Source organism: Qipengyuania psychrotolerans, assembly GCF_019711355.1.
Lineage (GTDB): Bacteria > Pseudomonadota > Alphaproteobacteria > Sphingomonadales > Sphingomonadaceae > Qipengyuania > Qipengyuania psychrotolerans.
Map to the genome: position 1 here is coordinate 277841 of NZ_CP081297.1, position 23867 is coordinate 301707.

21 protein-coding genes and 2 tRNA genes are annotated in these 23867 nt (G+C 59.3%); 15 read left to right on the forward strand and 8 right to left on the reverse strand.

Translation table 11 applies throughout. The annotated features are described in order from the left end of the window. Positions 1 to 2: 2 nt before the first annotated feature. Positions 3 to 863 (reverse strand): glycoside hydrolase family 16 protein, encoded by an 861-nt coding sequence (locus tag K3166_RS01415; protein ID WP_221422938.1) that lies wholly within the window; start codon positions 861 to 863, stop codon positions 3 to 5. Positions 864 to 1022: 159 nt separating this feature from the next. Here K3166_RS01415 and K3166_RS01420 point away from each other — a divergent pair, with 159 nt between their 5' ends. The 4 genes from K3166_RS01420 (at position 1023) to K3166_RS01435 (ending at position 6495) form a co-directional block, all read left to right on the forward strand. Then, positions 1023 to 2921, forward strand: coding sequence for a M1 family metallopeptidase (locus K3166_RS01420; protein WP_221422939.1), 1899 nt, complete (start codon positions 1023 to 1025; stop codon positions 2919 to 2921). Between the two features lie 86 nt (positions 2922 to 3007). Further along, positions 3008 to 3991, forward strand: coding sequence for a hypothetical protein (locus K3166_RS01425; RefSeq protein ID WP_221422940.1), 984 nt, complete (start codon positions 3008 to 3010; stop codon positions 3989 to 3991). Between the two features lie 48 nt (positions 3992 to 4039). Beyond that, positions 4040 to 6133, forward strand: coding sequence for a RelA/SpoT family protein (locus tag K3166_RS01430; RefSeq protein WP_221422941.1), 2094 nt, complete (start codon positions 4040 to 4042; stop codon positions 6131 to 6133). Beyond that, on the forward strand, positions 6130 to 6495 hold the full coding sequence (locus tag K3166_RS01435) for a VOC family protein (protein ID WP_221422942.1): 366 nt from the start codon (positions 6130 to 6132) through the stop codon (positions 6493 to 6495). The genes K3166_RS01430 and K3166_RS01435 overlap by 4 nt, the downstream gene beginning before the upstream one ends. Here K3166_RS01435 and K3166_RS01440 read toward each other — a convergent pair. Together K3166_RS01440 and K3166_RS01445 are read right to left on the reverse strand one after the other, a co-directional pair. Beyond that, complete coding sequence (locus K3166_RS01440; protein ID WP_221422943.1) at positions 6492 to 6809, reverse strand: DUF1905 domain-containing protein; 318 nt, start codon at positions 6807 to 6809, stop codon at positions 6492 to 6494. The two genes, K3166_RS01435 and K3166_RS01440, sit on opposite strands and share 4 nt — an antisense overlap. Further along, a complete protein-coding gene (locus K3166_RS01445; protein ID WP_221422944.1) occupies positions 6806 to 7798 on the reverse strand; it encodes a peptidylprolyl isomerase in 993 nt (330 codons plus the stop codon). The genes K3166_RS01440 and K3166_RS01445 overlap by 4 nt, the downstream gene beginning before the upstream one ends. 346 nt (positions 7799 to 8144) lie before the next feature. On the opposite strand from K3166_RS01445, the gene K3166_RS01450 reads away from it, so the two are divergent. Both K3166_RS01450 and K3166_RS01455 read left to right on the forward strand, forming a co-directional pair. Continuing rightward, a complete protein-coding gene (locus K3166_RS01450; protein WP_221422945.1) occupies positions 8145 to 9446 on the forward strand; it encodes a FecR family protein in 1302 nt (433 codons plus the stop codon). A 24-nt stretch (positions 9447 to 9470) separates the two neighbouring features. Beyond that, on the forward strand, positions 9471 to 11642 hold the full coding sequence (locus tag K3166_RS01455) for a CHASE2 domain-containing protein (RefSeq protein ID WP_221422946.1): 2172 nt from the start codon (positions 9471 to 9473) through the stop codon (positions 11640 to 11642). 6 nt (positions 11643 to 11648) lie between these two features. On the opposite strand, the gene K3166_RS01460 is transcribed toward K3166_RS01455, so the two are convergent. From K3166_RS01460 to hspQ, 4 genes are all read right to left on the reverse strand, one after another. Beyond that, a complete protein-coding gene (locus K3166_RS01460; protein ID WP_221422947.1) occupies positions 11649 to 12182 on the reverse strand; it encodes a hypothetical protein in 534 nt (177 codons plus the stop codon). A 5-nt stretch (positions 12183 to 12187) separates the two neighbouring features. Next, complete coding sequence (locus K3166_RS01465; protein ID WP_221422948.1) at positions 12188 to 12904, reverse strand: response regulator transcription factor; 717 nt, start codon at positions 12902 to 12904, stop codon at positions 12188 to 12190. A 386-nt stretch (positions 12905 to 13290) separates the two neighbouring features. After that, positions 13291 to 13381, reverse strand: a tRNA-Ser gene (locus K3166_RS01470). 147 nt (positions 13382 to 13528) lie between these two features. Next, a complete protein-coding gene (hspQ, locus tag K3166_RS01475; RefSeq protein WP_221422949.1) occupies positions 13529 to 13909 on the reverse strand; it encodes a heat shock protein HspQ in 381 nt (126 codons plus the stop codon). A gap of 160 nt (positions 13910 to 14069) precedes the next feature. Here hspQ and K3166_RS01480 point away from each other — a divergent pair. The 3 genes from K3166_RS01480 to K3166_RS01490 all read left to right on the forward strand — a co-directional run bounded on the left by K3166_RS01480 (position 14070) and on the right by K3166_RS01490 (position 16174). After that, positions 14070 to 14159: transfer RNA gene (locus K3166_RS01480), tRNA-Ser, on the forward strand. A gap of 300 nt (positions 14160 to 14459) precedes the next feature. Next, a complete protein-coding gene (locus K3166_RS01485; protein ID WP_221422950.1) occupies positions 14460 to 15389 on the forward strand; it encodes a sulfotransferase domain-containing protein in 930 nt (309 codons plus the stop codon). Between the two features lie 125 nt (positions 15390 to 15514). After that, the gene (locus K3166_RS01490) at positions 15515 to 16174 is read left to right on the forward strand and encodes a sensor histidine kinase (RefSeq protein ID WP_282098810.1); all 660 of its coding nucleotides are present in this window, start codon (positions 15515 to 15517) and stop codon (positions 16172 to 16174) included. 186 nt (positions 16175 to 16360) lie between these two features. Here K3166_RS01490 and K3166_RS01495 read toward each other — a convergent pair whose 3' ends face one another. Then, the gene (locus tag K3166_RS01495) at positions 16361 to 17365 is read right to left on the reverse strand and encodes a diacylglycerol kinase family protein (RefSeq protein WP_221422952.1); all 1005 of its coding nucleotides are present in this window, start codon (positions 17363 to 17365) and stop codon (positions 16361 to 16363) included. Between the two features lie 95 nt (positions 17366 to 17460). Here K3166_RS01495 and K3166_RS01500 point away from each other — a divergent pair, with 95 nt between their 5' ends. The 6 genes from K3166_RS01500 to K3166_RS01525 all read left to right on the forward strand — a co-directional run bounded on the left by K3166_RS01500 (position 17461) and on the right by K3166_RS01525 (position 23688). Continuing rightward, positions 17461 to 18528: a fatty acid desaturase gene (locus K3166_RS01500; protein WP_221422953.1), complete on the forward strand. Its 1068-nt coding sequence runs from the start codon at positions 17461 to 17463 to the stop codon at positions 18526 to 18528. A gap of 89 nt (positions 18529 to 18617) precedes the next feature. After that, positions 18618 to 19124, forward strand: coding sequence for a 2Fe-2S iron-sulfur cluster-binding protein (locus K3166_RS01505; protein ID WP_221422954.1), 507 nt, complete (start codon positions 18618 to 18620; stop codon positions 19122 to 19124). Beyond that, positions 19121 to 20107, forward strand: coding sequence for an FAD binding domain-containing protein (locus K3166_RS01510; protein WP_221422955.1), 987 nt, complete (start codon positions 19121 to 19123; stop codon positions 20105 to 20107). The genes K3166_RS01505 and K3166_RS01510 overlap by 4 nt, the downstream gene beginning before the upstream one ends. After that, a complete protein-coding gene (locus tag K3166_RS01515) occupies positions 20104 to 22293 on the forward strand; it encodes a xanthine dehydrogenase family protein molybdopterin-binding subunit (RefSeq protein WP_221422956.1) in 2190 nt (729 codons plus the stop codon). Before K3166_RS01510 ends, K3166_RS01515 begins: the two co-directional genes overlap by 4 nt. Next, on the forward strand, positions 22293 to 23144 hold the full coding sequence (locus tag K3166_RS01520) for an XdhC family protein (RefSeq protein WP_221422957.1): 852 nt from the start codon (positions 22293 to 22295) through the stop codon (positions 23142 to 23144). Before K3166_RS01515 ends, K3166_RS01520 begins: the two co-directional genes overlap by 1 nt. Further along, positions 23131 to 23688, forward strand: coding sequence for a nucleotidyltransferase family protein (locus tag K3166_RS01525; RefSeq protein WP_221422958.1), 558 nt, complete (start codon positions 23131 to 23133; stop codon positions 23686 to 23688). Before K3166_RS01520 ends, K3166_RS01525 begins: the two co-directional genes overlap by 14 nt. Positions 23689 to 23867: the final 179 nt, after the last annotated feature.

Here is a 23867-nt window from a genome sequence, read left to right on the forward strand (position 1 = left end):
GATCACTCAGCCGGACCCCAAACGCGGACCCAATCCACCAGCATCGCAACTTTACCGGACTGAACGGCTTCTACCGTGTCAGCGGGAACGCCGGAATAAGGTTCTTCAATCCGGTTGGTTTTGAAGGGATAAGCGCCGCCCATGGCGAAATTCAGGATCAGGTACTTCTCGTTGTCGAACCGCCATTTGCCGTAGTTTTCTACCATCGGACGGGTGACGCGGTAGGTGACATGGTCATCCACCAGGAACTCGATCTTGTCCTCGCTCCACTCGACGGCGTAGTTGTGCCATTCGGTCACATCGAGGCCTTCAGGGAAGAAGAACTTGTTCACCAGCGGGGTTTCGCCGGAATAGCCGGGGCCGTGAAGTGCCACGCCGATCCAGTCTTTCTCTCCGACGTATTCCATGATGTCGATTTCGCCGGTTTCCGGCCATTTGCCGTTGCCGAGCAGCCAAAAAGCGGGCCACACGCCGACATTGGCAGGCATTTTGATGCGCGCTTCGGCGCGGCCATAAGTGAAGTCGAACTTGCCCTGAGTTTCGATCCTTCCGGATACGAACGGGGCATTGCGATCCTTGTTCGGATCAACGCCGGGGCTGAAAACGGGGCGCAACATCAAGACGCCACCTTCAGCACCTGAAATGCCGTCGATAAAGCCAATCACGGCCGGGTCGTCGACATACATCTGTTGTTCGTTATTGACCCAGAAATCGAGACCGATCGTAATCCACTTCTCGCGGTCGAGTTCGCCCGAATTAAACTCATCTGCGAACAGCAGTTCGCGCTCGGCCGGTTCCTGCGCCGCGGCGCTGAATGGAGTGAGCGCAAGCGTTGCGGCGATTAGCGGCAAGATCGTCTTCATGGGGTAGCCCTCCGGTTTGTTAACGTTCTCATGCCCTAATTTATGCAGCATTTCCAGTGCCGCGGGTACGTTTGCATGGTTGGCTCTGGTCTGGCGGCAGGGAATGCGTAATAGGTGCCCCATATTTCAATCAAGAACCCGACTTTTCCGGAGACAATCATGCGCCGCATTGCCGCAACCCTGACCATCCTTCTGGCTACCACCGCCTGCCAGACGATGCCTCAATCCGGCACCTCGGCGGCGGAAGGCGCTACTCTTGCTGCTCCGATCCTGACCTCGCCGGAAGCAGTCGACACGCTGACCTATGCTAAACCCCAAATCGCACGGGTAACCCACGTCGCGCTCGATCTCGATCTCGATTTTGCGGCCAGGCGCGTCGCCGGTTCGGCGCAGCTGAGCGTGCTCGCAGCCAAGGATGCGGACGAGCTGATTCTCGATTCCAACGGCCTGCTGATCGAACGGATTACCGACAGTGCCGGACGCGATCTCGCCTTCACCGTGGGCGAAACTGAAGTCGAGGGCGGCAAGGGAGCACCGCTTTCGATCGCCATCGGCGATGCTCGCAGCATCCGCATTGATTACCGCGCACCGCAGGATGCGAGTGCTCTGCAATGGCTCACACCGCAGCAGACTTCCGGCGGAGAGCATCCGTACCTGTTCAGCCAAGGTCAGGCGATCCTCAACCGCACGTGGATACCGACTCAGGACAGCCCCGGAATTCGCCAGACATGGGAGGCGCGCATAACGGCTCCCAAACCGCTCGACGTGGTCATGAGCGGGGTTCAGCAGGGCGAACCGGAAGATCTGGGTGATGGCCGCCGCGCGTTCCGGTTCCTGATGGACAAGCCGGTTCCGCCTTATCTCATCGCGATCGCGGCAGGCGATATCGACTTCAAGGCAATCGGTCCGCGGACCGGCGTCTGGGCAGAGCCTTCCGTACTGGAGAATGCCTATCAGGAGGTTGCCGATACCGAGGAAATGGTGGTCGCAGCCGAAGCGCTCTACGGCGAATATCGCTGGGGACGCTATGACATGATCGTCCTGCCCCCGGCATTTCCGTACGGGGGCATGGAAAACCCTGTGATGACCTTCCTCACGCCAACTTTCATCGCTGGCGACCGTTCGAATAACGGCCTCGTTGCGCACGAACTTGCCCATAGCTGGTCGGGCAATCTGGTCACCAACGCCGTGTGGGGCGACAGTTGGCTCAACGAGGGTGTCACGACCTATTTCGAAAATCGCATCGTCGAAGCGGTCTACGGAAAGAAGCGTGCACAGCAGGAAGCGGCGCTGATGTTCGCCAATATCGAGGAGGTGTTGGGCGAGGTCGGTGCAGATGCTCCGGGCACGGCGCTCAGCACCGAGGGTGAGTATGAACTTGGCAGCGCGATCGCCTATGACAAGGGCGCATTCTTCCTCCTGACGGTCGAGAATATCGTGGGCCGCGAGCGGTTCGATGCGTGGCTGCGCCAGTGGTTCGACAACCACGCGTTCGAACCTGCCACCAGCGAGATGTTCTACGAAGACATGATGGAGAACCTCGTCGCCTCCGAACGCGAGGCGAAGGCGCTGATGCTCCGCGAGTGGATTTTTGAACCGGGCCTCCCGTCGAATGTCGCGAAACCAGATCCGTCGGCTTTCTCCGAGGTCGATGCAGCGGTGAGCGATTATGCGCGAATGCAGACTATCCCTGCCGCATATCCGGGCTGGACTGCGGCTGAGCAGATGCGGTTCCTCGACAGCGTGCCCGCCGAGCTTCCAGCCAGCCAGCTTGCCGCGCTCGATACTGCACTGGGCCTTTCGGACACTGGGAATAACGAGATCCTTTTCCTCTGGCTCGAGATGGCGCTGGAAAACCGGTACGAGCCCGCCGTTCCCCAGGCCGAAGAGTTCCTCGCCCGCGTCGGTCGGGCCAAATTCGTCCGTCCGCTATTCCAGGTCCTGTGGGACCAGGGCGACTGGGGCCGACCTGTCGCGCAGCGCATCTATGCCAAGACCCGTGACAACTATCATTCGGTGACACGTGCAGGAGTGGATCGGATATTGGCGGCAGAATGATTGCGTGGGTTGCACGTGCTGGTGCACCCATTGCCATTGAACGGTTTCTGAGAGTCGGTTAGACAGCAGGAGCAGGGAGAAATGCATTGAAAGCAAGCCTTTCCGCCCGTTTTGCCCCGGCTGCGATCTTGCTGGTCCCGCTGCTAGCCATTATCGCTGCCCGCCTTGCCACGCATAGCGATCTTGCGGCGCGCCACCCGCGCACCGCAGCCCTGCTGTTCCTCTGGATCGCCGCCGATGCCCTGACCTTGGCCGCGATTGCCAAGGCCCCAAAGCACCGCCCCGGCCTTCGTGTTCTGCTGGGCACGATCGCAGCGGGCTGTATCGTGGCGACGCTTGCCGCTGCGAGCCCGGTGCGCGAAGCCCTGCTCGACATGCGGTCGGTGGTGATCGCAATGGCGCTGACCGTAATCGCCTATGCCGGCTGGAGTGCTATCGAAGCATGGCACACCTACCGCCGCACCAGGTCTTTCGAAAAGGCGGCAAGCGAGGTGCTGCCTGCCAAATTGGTGCGCTTTGCGGCATTCGAAAGCGGCATGATGCGTTTGGCGCTCTTCAAGTGGGGGGCGAAGCCGCTGGTACCCGCAGGCACGCAGGCTTTCGCCTATCACCGCGTAATCAACCCGATGATCGCGGTCTTCCTCGTCCTCCAGATGATCGAAATCGTGGTGGTGGACCTGCTTGTCAGCCATTGGAGCCGGCCTGCGGCAATCGTCCTTCTGGCCCTCGGTATCTGGGGAGCGCTGTTTCTGATCGCGCTGATGAAAGGCTTCCGGCTTTATCCCATCCTGCTCGGCCGGGAATTCGTGCGAGTGCGCGCCGGACTCCTGATCAATCTGCGCGTTCCGATCGATGCCATCGAGGCGCTGGAGCCGTCCATCACCAAGGCCGAGACCGATCGGGCGGAGGTCCTGAATGCCGCGATCCTGTCCCACCCCAATGTGATCCTGCGCCTTCGCTCGCCCATCCCGCACACGGGCCTGTTCGGAAAAACGCGAAATATTGGGCGTATCGCCTTTCGCCTCGACCAGCCTGCGCCCTTTATCGAAGCACTTGAAGCCCGATTGTAGGATTTTTGCGTTGCATTGCAGCACGGTTTGCCCACATCGTGTTCAAGCATGCTGCGCCAGTACGAACTTGTAGAGCGGGTCAAGGAATACGACCCTGACGCCGACGAGGCCATGCTTAACCGCGCCTACGTTTATACCGTACAGAAACACGGCACACAGACCCGGGCTAGCGGGGATCCCTATTTCAGCCATCCGGTCGAAGTCGCCGGATTGATGACCGACCTGAAACTCGATCAGGAAACCATCGCAACCGCCCTGCTGCACGATACCGTCGAAGATACTCTCGCGACGATCGAGGATATCGAAAAGAACTTCGGAAGCGATGTTGCGCGCCTGGTGGACGGCGTGACCAAGCTCTCCAAGATCGAGCAGATGCCTGAAAACGAGCGCGCGGCGGAAAATCTGCGTAAGTTCCTTCTCGCCATGAGCGAGGATATTCGCGTGTTGCTGGTCAAGCTGGGTGACCGCTTGCACAACATGCGCACGCTGAACTTCATCAAGAACCCCGAAAAGCGCCAGCGCATCGCGCGCGAAACGATGGATATCTACGCTCCGCTGGCAGAACGGGTCGGCATGTACGAATACATGCGCGAAATGCAGATGCTGGCTTTTGAACAGCTCGAGCCAGAGGCCTTCGAGACGATCAATCAGCGCCTTGACCATATCCGCCAAGAAGACGGAGGCCAGGTCGATGCCATCGCACTGGATATGAAGCACGCGCTGGCCGAGGCCGGATTGCAGGTCGAGGTATCGGGACGCGAAAAGCACCCCTATTCAATCTGGCGCAAGATGGCCGAACGCCACGTCTCGTTCGAGCAGGTGACCGACATCATGGCGTTCCGGATCATTACCGAAAACGAGGCCGATTGTTACCGCGCTCTGGGTATCCTTCACACGACTTGGCAATTCCTGCCCGGACGGTTCAAGGATTATATCTCGACGCCCAAGACCAACGGGTACCGAAGCCTCCACACCTCGCTCATCTACGGCAAATCGATGCGCGTGGAGGTGCAGATCCGCACGCGCGATATGCACCAGACCAACGAATTCGGGCTGGCTGCGCATTGGGCATACAAGCAGGCAGACAAGCCGGATGGGCAAGTCGGCTGGCTGCGCGACCTGATCGAAATTGTCGACGCCAGTCATGATCCCGAGGAATTGCTCGAGCATACGCGCATGGCGATCTACCAGGATCGTATCTTCGCGTTCACCCCCAAGGGCGCGCTCTTCCAGCTGCCCAAGGGCTCGACTGCGGTCGACTTTGCTTTTGCTGTTCACACCGATCTGGGCGGCGCGACCGTCGGTGCAAAGATCAACGGGCGGCATATGCCGCTTCGCACCCAGCTCAATAATGGCGACGTGGTCGAAATTTTGAAGGGCAAGAATACCGAGCCGCAGATGAGCTGGCTGGGGTTTGTCGTGACCGGTAAGGCGCGCGCCGCGATCCGGCGCGCCGTGCGTCTGAAAGAACGCGCTGAAATCGCGGAAATCGGACAGAAACTGTATGATGAAATCGCGACCCGCGTACCCGCCAAGATAGGCAAGAAGGCCCTTCGCGAAGCGGTGAAGCGGCTTGAAATGGAAGATGACGAAGAGCTCTTCTATGCCATCGGTTCGGCCAACATCGGTGACCGTGATGTTATGGAGGCGCTGGTTCCGGGCTGTACCGAAAGCCTGGGTGAAGATGATGCCGAATGGCTGCGCAGTGGGAAGTCGATCTCGATCCGCGGCCTGACTGCAGGGGTAGGGTTCCAGCTGGCCGAATGCTGTCACCCGGTTCCGGGAGACCGCATCGTCGGATTGCGCAAACCCAACGAAGGCGTGGAAGTCCACACTATCGATTGTCACCAGCTTGCCAGCGGGATCGATCACGACTGGCTGGATCTGAGCTGGGGCAAGCGTTCGCGCGGCGCAGTCGGACGGCTTCGGGTCACGCTATATGACCGGCCGGGTACGCTGGCAGACATGGCAGGGATCTTTGCGAAGAACGTGGTCAATGTGAAAAGCCTCGAGCAGGTGCAGCTGGACCATCCATTCACGACCTACGAGGTAGATCTCGAAGTTCAGGACCTTGCCCATGTGACACGCATCCTCAGCGCGTTGAGGGCCAGCGATTCTGTTGCACAGGCAGAACGCGCATGAGCTTGCTTACCGGCATCGACCATGTGCAACTCGCCATGCCGCATGGCGGGGAGGTTCATGCCCGCAAATTCTGGTCCGAGCTGATGGGCCTCGAAGAAGTGGCCAAGCCGGGGCATCTCGCGGTCAACGGCGGCTGCTGGTTCGAGGGGGAGGGCATCGCAATCCATTGCGGGGTGGAAGAAGCATTCATGCCCGCAAGGCGTGCGCATCCTGCATTGCTCGTCGAAAACCTGGGTGCAATGGCAGCCAAGCTTCAGGCAGCAGGCATCAAGTTCAAACCGGGCAAGGCGCTCGAGGGCTACCGGCGCGGCGACATTGAGGATCCCTTCGGTAACCGCATCGAATTGATGGAAAAGCTCTAGAGCAGCTCGATATCGACGGCGAGTTCATCGTCCACGGCGAGGTCTTCTGCCTTCATTACTTTCTTCGATACCAGCAGCACCCATTCCGACCGGGCGTTCTGCGGAAAGACCGAAGACTTCCACCTCGTATCGCCGATTTGGGCAACCACTTTGACCGAACCGAAGCCGCGCCTGCTGCCGAGCTCGAGCCGGGTGAGGCGTTCGTGCATGGCAATCTGTGCGGCACCATCGCCGGTAATGGTAACGAGATGATATGTCCCACGCTCCCCTCGCCATTGGCGCAGGGGGAGGGTGCAAGTGACCGATTCGCTCACTCGCCTGCGCGGCGGATGGGAACGGGAATATTGCAGATATCCGCGCCGCCTGCAGGGACGATGAAGAAAGGATCGCGGCGATTTGCGCGGGCTTCCGCATAGCGGGCGAAGGTCTCTCCTCCAGTTGAGAGATATTCAAAGGAAGGTCGGTCACCTTCCGGCAGGTCGCTGGCAATGCGGACCGAAAGGATTGGGGTGCGCTTATCTGCTTCGTCGGCAGTATAGAAGCCCAGCGCACCGTTGCCGCGAGGCAGGCTGGAGAGGTGCTCCATCCCGTCTACAATCCGGCCCACGAGAGCGATATTGCGGTCAAGATGCCTCGGTGCATGGCCGATCACGGTATAAAGTTCGGCCCCGGAGCCGGTATCGGGCGAGTAGCCTCGGCCTACGCCTACCATGCCATAGCAGTGGATCGGCCATGCCTGCGTGAGAAAGTCGGCTAATCTCGCACCAGGCGGCGGCGAATAGATGCGATAGCCGACCGGGATGCTGCCGACAAAACCTACCCGCTCGGCATAGTCGTCAGATTTTAACGGCCCGCCAGTGCTTGAGAATGAACGCAGCGGAACATCGGGCGCATAGTCCTTTACTTCCATCACCCGCAGACCGTCGGGCAAGAGCTTGGCCTCTCCCTCAGCTTCCGGATTGTCGTAATTGATGTCGCCCCACTGGACGACGTAATTATCCTGCACGCGGTTGACGGTGATATCGTCGTACCATCTGGTGCGGGCGAGGGTGCGGATGTTCTCCACCCAGCCTTGGCTGAAGGGTGCGGGCATCAGCTGGATAACGACCTTGCGCTCCGTCCCATCGTCTGCCGGGGCCAAGGTCATCACCAGCAAATCTTCTGGCGCGATTGCGATCCACTCTTCCGGTGCGGCTTGCCCTACGATCTCGTTCGGGGAAGGCGCACCTTGGGGCTCTTCCTGCGCGGCGGCGGGAAGGGCGAGGGCGAGCATCGCGGCGAGCGAAATCAGTGGTTTGATCATTATGCGGAGACTGCCACCGAACGGCCCAAACAAAAAGCCCCTTTTCGCACGTTTTAATGGGCGAAAAGGGGCTTTGAAGCGATGGTCGCAGGGAATGCTATTCCGCGCACCATCGCGACTTGGGGGGTGGTGAAATTGAAACGAGGTTGCCCGCGCCGGGTTCCCGCCATTCAACCAAATTCAATGCCGAAAATCGATCAAGTCGGCGAAAGTTCAATGGCGTCAGCCATTTGGGAAGTAGCGATTTTGTAAATTCGTGTGAGGATGGCCTGCAAAACTTGGAGGTCACATCATCATGGCCTAGGATTTGATCGAATGAGCTCTGCATACGATTGGAATACCTACGATGAAGCTTTCCGCTTGGATCATCCTTGCCACAGCGGCGCTGTTCGGCGGGCAGGTTCCTGCCGCAGCGCAGAGTGATCAAGCGGTTGAATACCGTATCAAGCAGGGCGATACGCTATACGATCTGTCGAAAAGCTTTTTCGTCAATGAGGGCGCAATTGCAGACGTCATGCGCATCAACCGCATTCGCAACGCGCGCCGTCTGCCTGTCGGCGGTGTTCTCAGCCTGCCGCGCCGCCTGCTGCGGTACGAGCCGCAGCCGCTTCGAGTTCTGACATTTTCTGGACCAGTCACGATTTCCCATTCCGGATCAAAGCTGGAGCCCAGGCTCGGCGTTCAGGTCGCGGAAGGGGCCATTGTCGAAACCGGAGCAAGAGGCTTCATCTCCCTTGGCGGAACGGGGAATTCCCGGCTTTCGCTTCCGTCCAATTCGCGTGTGAGGGTCGACGGAGCGCGCCGCTACCTGATCAACGATGCCATCGATTTCGACATTCGCGTCCTCAAGGGCAGGAGCGAAATCGTTGCTCCCAAGCTTAAAGACCAAGAGCGGTTTCGTGTCGGCACACCTCAGGCTGTGACCGCCGTTCGCGGGACGAAATTCCGCGTCGCCTACAAGGAGGCCGCAGAACGTTCTCTGACCGAAGTTGTCGAGGGAAATGTCGAGGTTGTGGTCGGCGAAGAAAGCGTCGCGGCAGCAGCCGGATCGGGCGTCGCGGCGAATGCATTGGCCATCGGCGCGGCGGAACCGCTCTTGCCTGCCCCCGCCTTGGTCGATGCCGGCAGTATTCAAACCGGCGAAGATGTCACGTTCACTGTCGAGGAGCTTGGCAAAGCGGAAGGGTATCGCACGCAACTGGCGCGTGATGCCGGTTTTGTCGAAGTTATCGCAGAGCAGATTTCGTCGGACGAAGTCGTTGCATTCGATGACATTGCGGATGGCCGTCTGTTTGTCCGGTCACGCGCTATCGCCGAGAGCGAGCTGGAAGGTCTCACAGAAGTCTATTCGTTTCGCCGCAAGCGCTTGGGCGCCGCTGTAAGTGTCGAGGCATCGCCGTTTGATGACGCATACAAGTTCATCTGGCTGCCCGAAGGTGAGGGGAAATCCTACGCCGGTTTTCAGCTGTGGGATGCGAAAAAGCCGGATACGCTGCTGGTCGACGAAATCGGGGTCGAGTTCCAAGGCTTTTATGTCAGCAATGTCGAACCGGCAGACTATCGCTGGCGCGTCGCCACTTTCCAGATCGACGAGGGCGAGGTTATCAAGGTCTGGGGCCCGGTGCAGGAATTCAAGGTCACCGAGTAAGCACGGCCTTCTAGTGATCTGAAAATGACCAAGCTTCGCCTTGTCGCCGAATGGGCACTGCTTTTGCTGGCTGCGGCGGCGCTGGTATTCGCCGCCCAGCAGCGCGGCCTTGTTGAACGCCTCGACCTTTGGCTGCTCGATATGGCGTCATGGGGGAAGGCGGCAGAGCCAAATCCCGACATCGTCATTGTCGAGATTGACGACCGAAGTCTTGCCAGAATCGGCAATTGGCCGTGGCAGCGCGATGCCCACGCTGAACTGATCGACCAACTCTCGCGTGCAGGCCCGAGGGTTATCGCAGCCGATATCCTCTTTCTCGATCCTGCCGATCCGAACCATGATCAGGCGCTTGCGCAATCGATTCGATCAGCAGGCAATGTTGTCTTGCCGCATACCTTCGGTCCGCTAATCGGTACGAGCTCATCGGTGACCGCGGTGATGCCGATCGACCCCTTGCTGCAAGCCGCTCAAGGTGTGGGCCATGTCGCTGTTGAGCCGGATGCGGATGGCGTGATCCGGCGGTTCGATCTGTCCCGCGATATCTCTGGCACTAAATTCCCGCACTTTGCGGCTTCTGTCGTCGAGATCGGCGGCGAGGCTGGAACGAGCTTTCCTTTACCGACCAATGCCCCGGCAATTATTCCCTATAACCGTGCGGGTAGTTTCCCCTCGGCTTCCGCATCGGACGTTGTTGCGGGCGAGGTGCCAGGGGAGTTTTTCCGCGACAAGATCGTGTTGATCGGTGCAACGGCGCAGGGCCTTGGCGATCGTTATTCAGTCCCCGACTATGCTGGCCGGCTGATGAGCGGGGTCGAGAACCAGGCAAATTTGCTCAGCGCGATTTACGACCACAAACTGATCCGCAAACTGCCGGCCTTCTGGGCGCTCGCGATCCAGTTCAGTGCGCTGGTGCTGCTTTTCATCGCGTTCTGGAAGCTTCGCCCACGCGCGGCCTTGATCGCTTCAATAGGCCTGATGGCCGCGCTGGTCGTAATTTCATTCATGATGCTGCGCATTGGGTGTGTCTGGTTCGCTACCGGGCCTGCGCTTCTGGCCATTGTGATTGCCTATCCCCTCTGGGGTTGGCGTCGTCTGGCATCGGTCAGCCGCTTCCTCGAAACCGAAGCGCGCGCTCTCAGCGTTGACGGGGCCACGTCCCGGCGCCCGGCGGGCGAAGGTTTCGACGTGGTCGCGCGTCAGGTCTCGCTGCTCAAGAACCTGACCAGCGAAGTGAGCCGCAATTTGCAATTGGTACAGGACGTTCTCGATGCTTCGCCCGATGCCATGCTGGTCACCGGCGGAGATGGGCAGATCGTCATGGCGAATTCCCGCGCAGAGGTTCTGTTCGATTTTGCAGATGAGGAACTGCGCCGAGATTTTCTCGGCCTGGTTGTCGACATTGGCGCCGAATACGATGAAATTTCGCACGAACTCTCGTGCGCCGATGGCAGCAGTTTCCTCCTGGCCAAGGCCCCGATTGATCCTTCTATCGGAAGCGAAGTTCTGGTCCTGCGCGATATCACCAGGATCAAGGACGACGAGCGCCAACGGCGCGAGACCCTGGAATTCCTGTCGCACGATATGCGGTCACCGCAGGTGGCGATTATCGGGCTCTCTGGCATCGCCGGCAGTTCGCTCGACCCTGCGGCAAGGCTTGGCCGGATCGAGGATCAGGCCCGGCGCACACTCAAATTGACCGACGATTTCGTCCAGATTGCGCGCCTCGAGACCGAGGGCGTCACGAAACAAGAGGCTGAGCTGAATTCCATCCTCCACGAAGCATCGGACCGGGCATTCGCGCTCGCGCATCGCAAGAATATCCAGATCGTGACGCAAGAAAACGAAGAGCCCGTCTTTGCCGATGTCGACCCTTCTGCAATCGGCCGCGCGCTGGACAACCTGCTGAGCAATGCGATCAAGTTTTCACCCGAGGGTGCCAAAGTCGAGATCGCGCTGGACACCTCGCGGGAAGGGCAGTTTGCATTCTCGGTAGCTGATCAGGGGCCGGGCCTTCCCGCAGAGCGCCAGAATGATCCCTACGCGCGCTTCGGTGCCAAATCCGATGAAGGCGGTCCCAGTTCGGGTCTTGGCCTCGCATTTGTAAAGCAGGTGGTGGACAAGCACGGCGGCAGCATCGCAGTTCGATCAGATGCAGCGTCAGGCACGCGCATCGAATTCGTCCTGCCCTACTCCTGACCGGCATTATTCCCGCTTGGCTAGTGCGCCCTGGTTCATAACGCTTTTTACCAGCAGGTTCGCCAGTCCGTTCAGCTGATCGCGGTCGCCGGGGCAGGCGATGAAGTGACCTTCCGACTTTGCGACCAACGTATTTGATGCGCGGTCGAAAATCGCGAGGCTTCCCCTTACCCTGTCGGGTGCGCACCGATTGTACCAGCGCGGGCGGCGATTTTCCGGTGCCTTGGGCTTTGTAGCTTCGCTCTCGCGCGATACAGGATCAAGACCGGTTTCAATACTGGTGGCCGACACCGCAAAATCAGCGACGAGGCTGCTACCGCTTTCAACTTCTACAGAGTGATCGAATAGGGCACGGTTCAAGGCTGATGAAAACTCTTGCCGCAATGCCGTTTCGTCTTTTTCGCTGATCAGCTCGACTTGGCCAAACGCGCCGTCATAAGGCTGTGCGTGGCTCAACGTCGGGGCGCGGTCTACTGCGCATGCTGATAGAGCCATGGCTGCAGCGCCGAGCAGCACACCCGGCCTTCTTTTCTTAATCACGCATGCTACCCTTCCGGATCGAGGATCTGGCGATCTACCGTACTATACTGATCCATGCGATACCCGAAGCCGAATACCGTGCGGATAGCGAAGCCGTTTTCCGGGGTGAGCTTGAGCTTCGAGCGCAGCCGCGAAACGTGCATGTCGATTGTCCGGGTTTCCAGTTCCGACTGGCCGCCCCATACGCGCGAAAACAGATAGCCGCGCGACAAAGGTCGATCCAAGTTCTGGAACAGCAGGTCGGCGAGCGCAAATTCCTTCGCGGTCAATTGTACCTTCTCGCCATCGCGGCTGAAGTTTTTCTCGAGACGGTCGATCCGGTACGGTCCAAACTCCTCATGGCGCTTTGTTTCAGGCCCTGCCAGTCGTCGTCCGGCAGCCTCGATCCGCGCGCGGATGACTTCGTCGGATTCGGGCTTCACGATGTAATCCACCGCGCCTGTTTCAAGTCCGATGACGACGTCACCCTTGTCCTGGCGGCTGGTGATCAGGATGAAGGGCGGGGGCGCCTCGAGATTTTCTCGTGCCCACTTGAGCACCTCCACACCGGTCTTGCCCGGCATGTTCCAGTCCAGGAGAACGACGTCGAAGGTTTCGCGCTGGAGGGCGTTGAGCACGTCCAGACCATTCGTGAAACAGTCCACGTTATGACCGGCGGCTTTCACGATATGGGAAATCTGATCGAGAATATCTTTCTCGTCGTCGGCCAGAGCGATCCTCATTAGTCCCCCATCTTATCTTGGGTTGGCTATTGAAAGACGCGCCGGTCCGGGCCGATCGCGTATTCCGTGATTGGAAGGACGAGGCAGGAGTTACGGTTTTGGCCGTTTGCCCCCAGTCTGCCTCGCCCACCCCAAGCGCACGTCCGATCCTGCTTGTTCGTCCCTCTCGGCGCGACCCAAAGGGCACAGGATGCAATGTGTGTTGCAAATAACTATAGGAATGATGTCCGCAGCGCCATCCTTAGAAGGCTGAAAACGCCCCGATTTTACAGCTTTTTACGATTGGCCTCCCGGCTCGATTCCAGCGCTGCGCGGCGCAAATTGCTGCCTTTGCAGTATCGCAAGGATCAGACTGTGCGATCACGCGGCCAGAAGATGAGGGTAGGTGGCGGAGCAGGAGGGATTCGAACCCTCGATACGGGGTTACCGTATACACACTTTCCAGGCGTGCGCCTTCGACCACTCGGCCACTGCTCCGCATGCCGGCTAAGGCAAGGGCGCGCCTCTAGCGGGCTTGTCGGGGCTGTGCAAGCTACGTGTCATCCCAAACACCGGGCCGGGAAAGCCGGACGCACGGCAATCGGGCTTTCACCTCAAATTATACAGGAGATGGCGACCCAATGGTCAGTGAGTAAGCTTCCGGCGCATTCGGTAGCGTCCATGCTCAAACTGCTCGAAATATTGGTGTACGTCTGGATGTGAGACGGGCCCCGACAGTGCATCACCGATAAGGTTCTGCTGGCTGACGTAAGCGACGTAATCGCTTTCGTCGCTTTCGGCTAGGAGGTGGTAAAAGGGCTGGTTGCGATCCGGCCGAATCTCTTCCGGGATCGAAGCGTACCATTCTTCGCTATTGGCGAAGACTGGGTCGACATCAAAAATAACGCCGCGAAAATCGAAGGCCCGGTGTTTGACCACGTCTCCGATTGCAAAGCGTGTACGGATGCGGCGGGGCGCCTCAAGAGTGCGGCCGGCCTGCGCGGAGAAAAACGATGCCCTGTCCATGTCACCGAAGGATATGGGAAGGAACCGGGGCAGCACAAGGCGCAGCGCTGGAAAGTCCCCCGATTTCGCGTGCGAAAGGGCTTGGCAATACGTCTGCTGTGGGCTAACGGGCGCGCTCGCTTCGACCAGGGTCATCGACCCGCAAGCGCACCCGACATGCGGAGAGGTGGCAGAGAGGTCGAATGCGCCGCACTCGAAATGCGGTGTACTGGCAACAGTACCGTGGGTTCGAATCCCACCCTCTCCGCCAGTCACTAACGCAACAGCGCAGCTTGAAGGCCGTATCACCATACGATGCTTCAAAGCGTGCTCACCGATAGGGGCTCCCTGCGGTGGTTCTATGTTGAAAAAAATTTCTCAGCAGGCGTGGCTGCTCTTTCGGCAAGCAGAAGCGAACCGACGAGGTTTCATCGCCAGTCTAAGATTCGGACGCGAACACCACACCGCTGTGTTGGGGCGAAATCAATTTCCTGGCTGCCTCTTATTGAGAGATGGCATCGGATAGTTTAGCAATCTTTGGCAGGGTAGCGTGGACTGACGAGGACGACCTATGCCCGCACTACCGACGCAAACGCGCATCTATCAGAACCATCATCTGGATTCGACGCGGTGGAATTGGTTCGCGCCGCGCGAAGACGACATCGTGATCGCCACGTCTTACAAGGCTGGCACCACGCTGATGCAGACCATCGTAGGCAATTTGTTATTCCCGGCCGGCGATCTGCCCGGTCCGGCGTCATTCATTTCGCCATGGCTGGACTTCCGGCCGATACCGCTTGAGATGGTGCTCGGCCAATTGGAGGCGCAGGAGCACCGCCGTTATATCAAGACCCACACTCCGCTCGATGGCTTGCCGTATTATTCACAGGCGAAATATCTCTGTGTGAGCCGCGACCCGCGGGATGTGTTCATGTCGCTACTCAATCACTGGGGCAGCCACACCGATGAATTTTATCTCATGGCGAACGGCATCCCCGGCCGGGTGGGAGACGAGTTTCCGAGATTTGGGGGCGACGTTAAGCAAATCTGGCGGGATTGGATGACGCGGAGCTGGTTCGAATGGGAAGTTGGCGGTTACCCTTATTGGTCACACCTCAGCTATGCACTAACCTTCTGGAAATTCAGGCATTTGCCCAATATCAAACTCGTCCATTTCAACGATCTCATCGCTGACCTGGATGGGCAAATGCGCGACATTGCCGAATATCTGGAGATTGAGATTCCAGAAGCACTTTGGCCCGACGTTGTGAAGCGCTGTACCTTTGCGGAGGTAAAGAAAGATCCATCCAAGGTGGTTGGCGAAAACATCGCGTTCGCGTTTGAAGGCGGTGCCGATACATTCATCCACAAGGGTACGAATGGCCGCTGGGTCGACGTCTTCGATGAGGACGACCTGATGCTCTACGAAAATGCGATGAACCAACTGCCAGCCGACTATGCCCAGTGGCTGCAAGACGGCGGCGCTGTCCCGCCAACGTGAACGTTGAGCACGCGCAGGGCGGGGGCGGTACCTGACCGTTACTAGAAAATGGGGACCGCCCATCTTAGCAAGCGGACCGCGCGATCGCCGCCGAAAAGGAAACTTCCCGGCTTCGCGAACAATTCATCGCCGTACTTGGGCATGATCTGCGCAGTCCGCTCGCCTCGATCAGCAGCGGTATCCGCCTGCTCGCGCGGCGCGAGACGTCGAACGAAAAGGAACTGCAGGTCATGTCGCTTATGCAGGGCAGCATTCTGCGTGCGTCGGAACTGGTCGATAACGTTCTTGATTTTGCGCGGGGGCGGCTAGGTGGAGGGATGACCCTAAGCCGCGATGCCAGCGCGCCGCTTGGCCCGGTGTTCGAGCAGGTTGTTGCCGAAATCGTCTCGGTCAATCCTGATCATGACATCGAGACCCATTTCGAAGTCCAAGAACCGGTCGATTGCGACGGGGTGCGGCTTGGCCAGCTACTGTCGAACCTGCTCGGTAACGCGGTGACCCACGGAGCGAAGGATCAACCCATTGCGGTGCGCGTCACCGCGGTAGACGGCGAGTTGACGATATCGGTCGCCAATGGCGGTCAGCCGATCGACGAAGCGGCACGGCGCAAGCTATTCCAGCCGTTCTTCCGTGAGGAAATTCGCCCTAATCAATCCGGGTTGGGGCTGGGGCTGCACATTGCGTCCGAAATTGCCAAGGCGCATGGGGGAAACTTGGAAGTGACGTCTGACGAGAACGTGACCCGTTTTGCCTTCACGATGCCGCTTGAGACCGCCGAACCGTAGGACCTCAATCGCTAAGGGCCATGCTGCGAAATGAAGACCCGATGACCCGTGCCGGTCCATCGGCTTGCGGAACCTTTCTCTGGCGGATTGTAAGCTATGTACGCTTCGGGCGTAGCGGTGACGAAAATTACGGGATTGGCGCCGTACAGTTCTCGGATGTTTGTGAGCGCGCCTGAGCAGGGTTAATTACGATTTTTGCTGGAGTTCCTCCGGCAACCCCAGAATTGCGAGCGCAAACTGGTCCAAGCTGATGCTCAACTCTCCCGTCACGGTATCGTGCTCGCCATCGATCATCACATCAATCGTCTCGCCACTTGTTGGCTGACAACGGGCATGGCTCATATTCCCCAAGTCGTCATACGGGCCTTCACGGAAATCGCCTGCGGTGATTGCGAACCCTTGTTTTATCCACTCGGTCACAGTGTCCATATGGTACCCCCGGGCGGCGAGCGCCCCGTCCAGGACGGAAAAATGCAAGCCTGGATATCCTTCTTCGCGGCCACTTGATGGTTCGACAAGCCGCACGAGGGGGCCAGTCGCGGCTTCTTCGGTGATTTCCAGCGTCTTGTTCAGGAGCTTGCCGATCTCGCGGTCGCGCAGATCCTCACGCGCCAGTGCCCACCGCGCGCCGGGCCCGACCAGGACTTCGGCGATAGCAGTGTGCTCGCCGCACCGCAGGCAGCTTCGTTGAGTTTTCTGCAGCCTTCCCTTTGCCAACATTTCCGCGATGGTTGGGGCATCGCGCTCCCCGAAAACGGCTCGGCAGAGTAGATTCTGCGTGCCGCCGGGCAGGGGCAAGGCCTCACCTTGCCAACCTTCACGTTCAAGCTGGCCAAGATATGCAGACAAGGTCCCGTCTCCAGCGAAGACCGCCAATTGCGTGACCTTTGCCGCTTCCAATTCTTTCCGGCCCGGCAATTGGTCTTGCTGGCAATCAATCACTTTCGCGGGAGCGAACTCGCCCTGCGCCAGTATTTCGCGAAGATCCGCTATGGCCGCTTCATCGTAACTTCCACTGGTGCTGTTGATGACGAGCCACATAAGATTGTTTCTGCTCATCTTGCCGAAGCGTACGGCGCGGGATTGGGTTCCCCTACGCTGCCTGCGCGCATCCGATTTATGGTAGACGGCGGGCGGTTCCCTACATGGAAGATTAATCCCTGCCTTCTTAGTGGTGAAACGTTCACCCACCCTTTCTCCTGCCACGAAGTTCTGTATTGGCTCCTTAAGCCAACGCAGCATCGGCTTCGCTGACGTAAATTATTTGAAATCGAGAGTTCGGAATTTTGAAAAACAGACATTCGCCTGATCAGGGATGGTCGTCCCGTGCATATTCGGCTTCGCTGGATGCGCGTAAACTGACGGCCGATCTGAAGGCATTCGCGGCCCCGCGCACTGGCCGCAGCCTGTGGGAACTCAGCAATACGCTGGTGCCATTTTTCTGCGTGATCCTTGGTTTGTTGTTTGCGATCGATGCCGGCTATTTCCTTGCGCTGGCCATGGCACCGGTTGCAGGGCTGCTGTTGCTCAGGCTGTTTATCATCCAGCACGATTGCGGTCACGGCTCATTCCTTCGCTCTCGGTCTGCCAATGACTGGATCGGAAGGGGGCTGGGTGCGCTGACTTTCACTCCCTATGATTGCTGGAAGCGCTCACACGCCTTGCACCATGCAACTACGGGAAATCTGGATGCACGGGGATTTGGCGACATAGACACCTGGACCGTGGGAGAGTTTCACTCGCGCGGTTTCGTCACGCGCTTCTTCTATCGGCTGTATCGCCACCCGGTTGTCCTGTTCGGTATCGGTCCTGCCTATCTTTTTCTCTTACGACACCGATTGCCGATTGGCCTGATGAAGCAAGGCCCGAAATACTGGGTAAGCGCGATGGTCACCAATCTGGTCACAGCCTCGGTGCTGGCCGTCCTGGTCTATTTTTTCGGGATTGCCACGACCTTGTGGGCCGTGTTGCCGCCGCTGTTGATCGCTGCCTCCGCCGGTGTCTGGCTGTTCTATATCCAGCACCAGTTTGAAGAAGCGCACTGGGACAAGGCTTCCAACTGGTCCTTCCACGAAGCGGCTTTGTTCGGAAGTTCCCACCTGGACCTTCCGCAACCCTTGCGCTGGTTTACCGGGAACATCGGGGTGCACAATGTGCACCATCTGGCGAGCCGGATCCCATTTTACCGGCTTACCGAGGTTCTCAATGCATTCCCGGAGATCCGCAATCTCAATCGCTTCACCGCTCTCCAGACCTTCCGAGCGACCGTGCTGGCCCTGTGGGATGAGGAACGACGCACGCTGGTCACATTCAGAGAGGCGCGGTCCAGATACGCCTCGAACCTGACCGCGTGAGCTGAGTTAAAGCCGGCCTCGGCTGCGATTATTTTCCATTTTCGGACACCTTCCGCGTTCTGTTGGTTCAGGATGCAGAGGAGGCGTTCTTGTCCAACACCATTTCCGTTAACGGCACCCAGCAACCGCTGCCCGAAGATCCCCGCACATCCTTGCTTGATTTCCTCCGGCATGACCTTGGTCTGACCGGCACCAAGAAGGGGTGCGACCATGGCCAGTGCGGCGCCTGCACCGTCATCGTCAACGGCATCAGGATCAACAGCTGCCTGACGCTTGCGGCAATGCATGATGGCGATGAAGTCACCACGATCGAGGGTTTGGGAACGCCCGATAAACCGTCCGAACTGCAGAAAGCTTTTCTCGAGCATGATGGCTTCCAATGCGGATATTGCACACCCGGCCAGATCTGTTCGGCCACCGCCATGCTTCAGGAAATTGCCAATAACTGGCCGAGCGATGCCAGCGAGAGCCTCGACGGCCAAATGACCATTACTGGCGAAGAAATTCGCGAGCGCATGAGCGGCAATTTGTGCCGCTGCGGGGCTTACGCAAATATCGTAGCCGCCATCCGCGACGTGGCGGAGAAAAGCGCATGAGGCCTTTTGAATATACCAAAGCGCGCACGATCGAAGACGCGGGCAAGATCACCGCAGATGAAGGCTCGATCGTGATTGCCGGCGGCACCAATTTGCTCGACCTGATGAAGCTGCAGGTCGAAACCCCGGGGCAACTTGCTGATATCAATCGCATCGGTTTCGGCGAAATTGAGGATACGCCCGATGGCGGGCTTCTGATCGGCGCGCTCGCGACCAATACCGCAGCAGCCGTGCACCCGCGGGTCAGCTCGGATTATCCCTTGCTCGCCCGCGCAATCCTTGCAGGAGCCACTCAGCAACTGCGCAACAAGGCGACGACCGGCGGCAACCTGTGCCAGCGAACGCGGTGTTTTTACTTCACCAACATCGACCAGCCCTGCAACAAACGCGAGCCGGGCAGCGGGTGCGGGGCGATCGATGGGATCGCGAAACTGCATGCGGTTCTCGGAACCAGCGATCAGTGTATCGCGACCTATCCCGGCGACATGGCGGTGGCGCTAAGCGCACTGGACGCGAAGGTTCACATTGCGAAAGCGGCTGGCGGCGAGCGGACAGTGCCGGTGCGCGATTTCCATTGCCTGCCCGGCGAAACGCCGTGGCGAGAGAACGTCCTTGAAGACGGCGAGATCATCACCGCAGTCACTCTTCCGCCTCCTGTGGGCGGCACCCAGATTTACCGCAAGGTGCGCGAGCGATCCTCTTATGCGTTCGCCTTGGTATCGATCGCCGCAATCATCGAGTTTGACGAAGGCCTGTTCTCGCGCGCGGATCTCGCTTTCGGAGGCCTGGCGCACAAGCCCTGGCACGACCCGCGCATTGGTGAAGCCATCATCGGCCAACCGCCGACGGCCGAAACATTTGACCGCGCGGCTGACATCCTGCTCGAAAACGCGATTGGCTACGGCGAAAACGATTTCAAGATCCCTCTCGCGCGGCGCACGTTACACGCGGTGCTTGAACAGGCAGCGGAGGACGCAGCATGACCGTCCATTTCAAACAGGACGAGCCGGACAAGAGCAATCGGCTCGATGGCATGAAGCAAGGCGTGCTCGGCAAGGGCATCTCGCGCGTCGAAGGCCTAGCGAAGGTGACTGGCACCGCGCCCTATGCTGCCGAATATCCGATCGAGGGCTGCGCCGAAGGCGTGCTGGTGACATCGACGATCACACGCGGTGAAGTCACGGGAATGGACCGGGACGCGGTGCTCGCCATGCCCGGAGTGCTTGCACTGGTCGACGATCCCAAGCTCACCACCCGCGCGGCACAAGGCACGGCCGACGAAGCGCCCAAGCAAGGCCCGAAAACTGTCTGCTATTGGGGCCAGCCAATCGCGCTGGTCGTGGCGGAAACCTTCGAACAGGCACGCGATGCGGCAAAGCATCTTGCCGTCGAATATCGTGAGGACGAGGGCGCACCGATCGACCCGCAGGCAGTCCAGGGCGAAGAGCAGGAAGACGAAACGGTCCGGCAGGGCGATCTTGCCCGGGCCATGGCCGAGGCGGCTCATTCGGTCGATGTGATTTACACGACCAAGGGCCACGCATCGGCTGCGATGGAGCCTCATGCTGCAATCGCGCAATGGGATGGCGACAAGCTGACTGTCCACGCATCGCTGCAGATGCTGAATTACAACATCAGCGAATTGGCCGATGCGCTGGATATGGAAGAAGACAGTATCCGCCTGATCTCGCGCTTCGTGGGCGGCGGGTTCGGCTCTAAGCTAGGCATCAGCGAAGAAGTGGTCGCGGCGGCGATTGCGGCGAAAGAACTCAATAGGCCGGTCAGGGTCGTCCTGACGCGCCAGCAGGTCTTCCAATGCATCATGCGCCGCTCCGAGACGACGCAGCGCCTGCGGCTTGCTGCCGATGAAAACGGGGCGATCACCGGATTTGGTCACCATGCGCTGGTGTCCAATCTGCCGGGCGAAACCTTCGCCGAGCCGGTCCTGCAATCCTCGCACTTTCTCTACGCAGGCGAAAACCGCGAACTGATGCTCGAAGTGGCGCGCATACACCGCATGACCGCAGGCTCGGTGCGCGCACCCGGTGAAGCTGTCGGCATGCCCGCGCTGGAAGGTGCCATGGATGTGCTGGCGGAAAAAGTGGGCATCGACCCCGTCGAATTACGCCTGAAGAATATCCCTGAGAAAGATCCCGAGGAGGGCCTGCCATTCTCCTCGCACAAGCTGGCAGAATGCCTGAAGCAGGGCGCCGAGGCGTTTGGCTGGGACAGTGGTCCGCGCAAGCCCCGACAGTCTCAGGATGGCGAATGGTGGGTCGGCACCGGCATGGCCAGCGCTGCTCGCGTCCATAATGTTTCCGAAGCGCGGGCGCGGGTTACGCTGAATGCTGACGGAAGCGCGCTCGTCGAAACCGACATGACCGATATCGGCACCGGCACCTACACCATCCTTGCTCAGCTTGCCGGTGAAATGCTCGGCCTCGCAACGGACAAGGTACTGGTGGAACTGGGCGATACCAGCCATCCTCGCGGGCCCGGATCGGGAGGAAGCTGGGGTGCAGCTTCAATCGGTTCAGCGGTCTATGTCGCCTGCAAGGCCATCCGCGAAGATATTGCCACTCGGATCGGGGTGGAGGAAACCGCTCTGGAATTGTCTGATGGCAAGACCTCGTCGGGTGACACACTTGTCGACCTGCTCGGCGGCGAGAACATCGCGCACGAAGGGCATTACGAGCCCGGCGACATCGAAGATGATTACACGGCATCGGGCTTCGGGGCATTTTTCGCGCAGGTGCGCGTCAATCGCTTCACCGGGGAAACGCGCGTCGACCGTATGCTCGGCGCGTTTGGTTTTGGCAGGGTTCTGAACCACAAAACTGCGCGTTCGCAGTGCCTGGGCGGTATAACGTGGAGCATCGGCGTCGCACTCACAGAGGCGCTGGAGTTCGACCCTCGCGACGGGCATCTGGTCAATAGCGATCTCGCCGAATACCATGTGCCCGTGCATCGTGACGTGCCCGATCTGGAAGTGGTCCTGGTCGAGGAGCGCGATCCGGCGGCCAGCCCCATTCAGGCCAAGGGTATCGGCGAACTCGGCATGTGCGGCGGGGCGGCGGCGATTGCCAATGCCATTTACAATGCCTGCGGTGCGCGCATCTTCGATTATCCCATGACGCCTGATCGGGTGCTTCAAGCGATGCCGGACTGATGCTCCAGCGGGTAGCCGATATAACGGCCCACACCGAGGATCACGAGGCGCTGGCAGCGGCCTGCGAGGTCGGTGTCGGGCTATGCACAATCGTCGGTATCGAAGGCAGCTTTTCGCGGCGTATCGGCGCGCAGTTGGCAGTATTGGCTGACGGGTCAACTGTTGGCAGCTTGGCTGACGGCTGCCTCGAGGCGCAACTGGCGTCGGATATCCGCAATCTGACAGAAGCCGAAGTCATCCGTTACGGCGCGGGAGCCAGTACAATCGATTTCCGGCTCCCATGCGGTGGCGGGCTCGACATCCTGCTCGACCCCGCTCCCGACCGCGTGGCCTGCCGCCGGGTTATCGGGGAGCTGGCGGACCGCAAGCCTGCCCGCCTCGCATTGCCTCACAGGTCAATTCTGACAGAGCGTGTTTACCTACCTGCCCTCCGCATTGCGGCTTTTGGTGAAGGGCCTGAACTCGGCTTTCTTGGTGACCTTGCGCAGGCAATGGGGATCGATGTCGAGATTTACGACAAATCGCGGTTGTCGCTTGGCCAGCAGGCAGCAGATTGTCCGCTCGACCGGTGGACGGCGGCACTGTTCCTGTTCCACGATCACGAGTGGGAAATGCCACTCATCGCCCAAGTGCTTGCCAGTGAGGTTTTCTTCGTAGGAGCGCAGGGCGGAGAGAATGCCCGTATATCGCGCGCTCTCGAGCTTGCCAGGCAGGGCCTTCCCGAAGAGCAAATCGCGCGGGTACGCAGTCCCGTCGGGCTCATACCGACCTGCAAGACGCCAGCTGCGCTGGCCTTGTCCGCGCTCGCTGAAGTCGTAGCGCATTACGAACGACTTCGTGACCAGGTTTGATCCTGCAATCGCTTTAATACTGCTCGCCGCCGGGCGCAGCGAGCGGTTTGGCGGCGAAAAGCTGGTCACTCCATTCAGGGGGAAACCCTTGTGGGAATGGGCTGCCGAGGCGGCGGAAAATTCGGGCTTCCAGAACCTCTACCTCGTGACCGGAGAGCACACTTCGATTGCGGCTTCAGATAGGTGGAGGAAAGTTATCAATCCGGACGCGGCTAAGGGCATGGGGACTTCTATTGCCGCGGGGGTGGCTGCAGCAGATGCCCATGAACGCGTGGTCATCGCCTTGGCCGACATGCCGCTGGTAACCTCGGATCACTTGCGCGCGCTTGCGCACGGCACGGGCGCGGTTTTTACGCGCCAGCAGGACGGTAAGGCTGGTTGTCCCGCAGGCTTTGGTCGAGAAAATTTCGCCGCTCTGCGCAGGCTGACCGGAGATGAGGGCGCTCGCGTAGCGATCCCTGAGAATGCTTCGATCCTCCAGCCTGATGATCCAGTCATGCTCTTCGACGTCGATATGCAAGAAGACCTGCATACCCGCTTTTAGAGCCAAGAATGAGGTGATGTCGCCACCGTCAGCTAGCTGGGTTTACAGGGCCTAACTCTTCTGCGCGAATGGAATGGTGGCGCCAGCTTGGTGTGACCTGCAAAAGCCGCATTCAGGCTGACAGAGCCGAGCATATCGGGTGGGCCGAGGGATAGCAGGGGATTGCCGAAAATCACCAA

Excerpts from the sequence above, each read along its gene's own strand:
- K3166_RS01450 (WP_221422945.1), top strand. The coding sequence starts at position 8,145 with ATGAAGCTTTCCGCTTGGATCATCCTTGCCACAGCGGCGCTGTTCGGC.
- K3166_RS01515 (WP_221422956.1), top strand. The coding sequence starts at position 20,104 with ATGACCGTCCATTTCAAACAGGACGAGCCGGACAAGAGCAATCGGCTC.
- K3166_RS01445 (WP_221422944.1), bottom strand. The coding sequence starts at position 7,798 with ATGATCAAACCACTGATTTCGCTCGCCGCGATGCTCGCCCTCGCCCTT.
- hspQ (WP_221422949.1), bottom strand. The coding sequence starts at position 13,909 with ATGGACAGGGCATCGTTTTTCTCCGCGCAGGCCGGCCGCACTCTTGAG.
- K3166_RS01520 (WP_221422957.1), top strand. The coding sequence starts at position 22,293 with ATGCTCCAGCGGGTAGCCGATATAACGGCCCACACCGAGGATCACGAG.
- K3166_RS01415 (WP_221422938.1), bottom strand. The coding sequence starts at position 863 with ATGAAGACGATCTTGCCGCTAATCGCCGCAACGCTTGCGCTCACTCCA.
- K3166_RS01485 (WP_221422950.1), top strand. The coding sequence starts at position 14,460 with ATGCCCGCACTACCGACGCAAACGCGCATCTATCAGAACCATCATCTG.
- K3166_RS01465 (WP_221422948.1), bottom strand. The coding sequence starts at position 12,904 with ATGAGGATCGCTCTGGCCGACGACGAGAAAGATATTCTCGATCAGATT.
- K3166_RS01510 (WP_221422955.1), top strand. The coding sequence starts at position 19,121 with ATGAGGCCTTTTGAATATACCAAAGCGCGCACGATCGAAGACGCGGGC.
- K3166_RS01430 (WP_221422941.1), top strand. The coding sequence starts at position 4,040 with ATGCTGCGCCAGTACGAACTTGTAGAGCGGGTCAAGGAATACGACCCT.
- K3166_RS01435 (WP_221422942.1), top strand. The coding sequence starts at position 6,130 with ATGAGCTTGCTTACCGGCATCGACCATGTGCAACTCGCCATGCCGCAT.
- K3166_RS01455 (WP_221422946.1), top strand. The coding sequence starts at position 9,471 with ATGACCAAGCTTCGCCTTGTCGCCGAATGGGCACTGCTTTTGCTGGCT.
- K3166_RS01420 (WP_221422939.1), top strand. The coding sequence starts at position 1,023 with ATGCGCCGCATTGCCGCAACCCTGACCATCCTTCTGGCTACCACCGCC.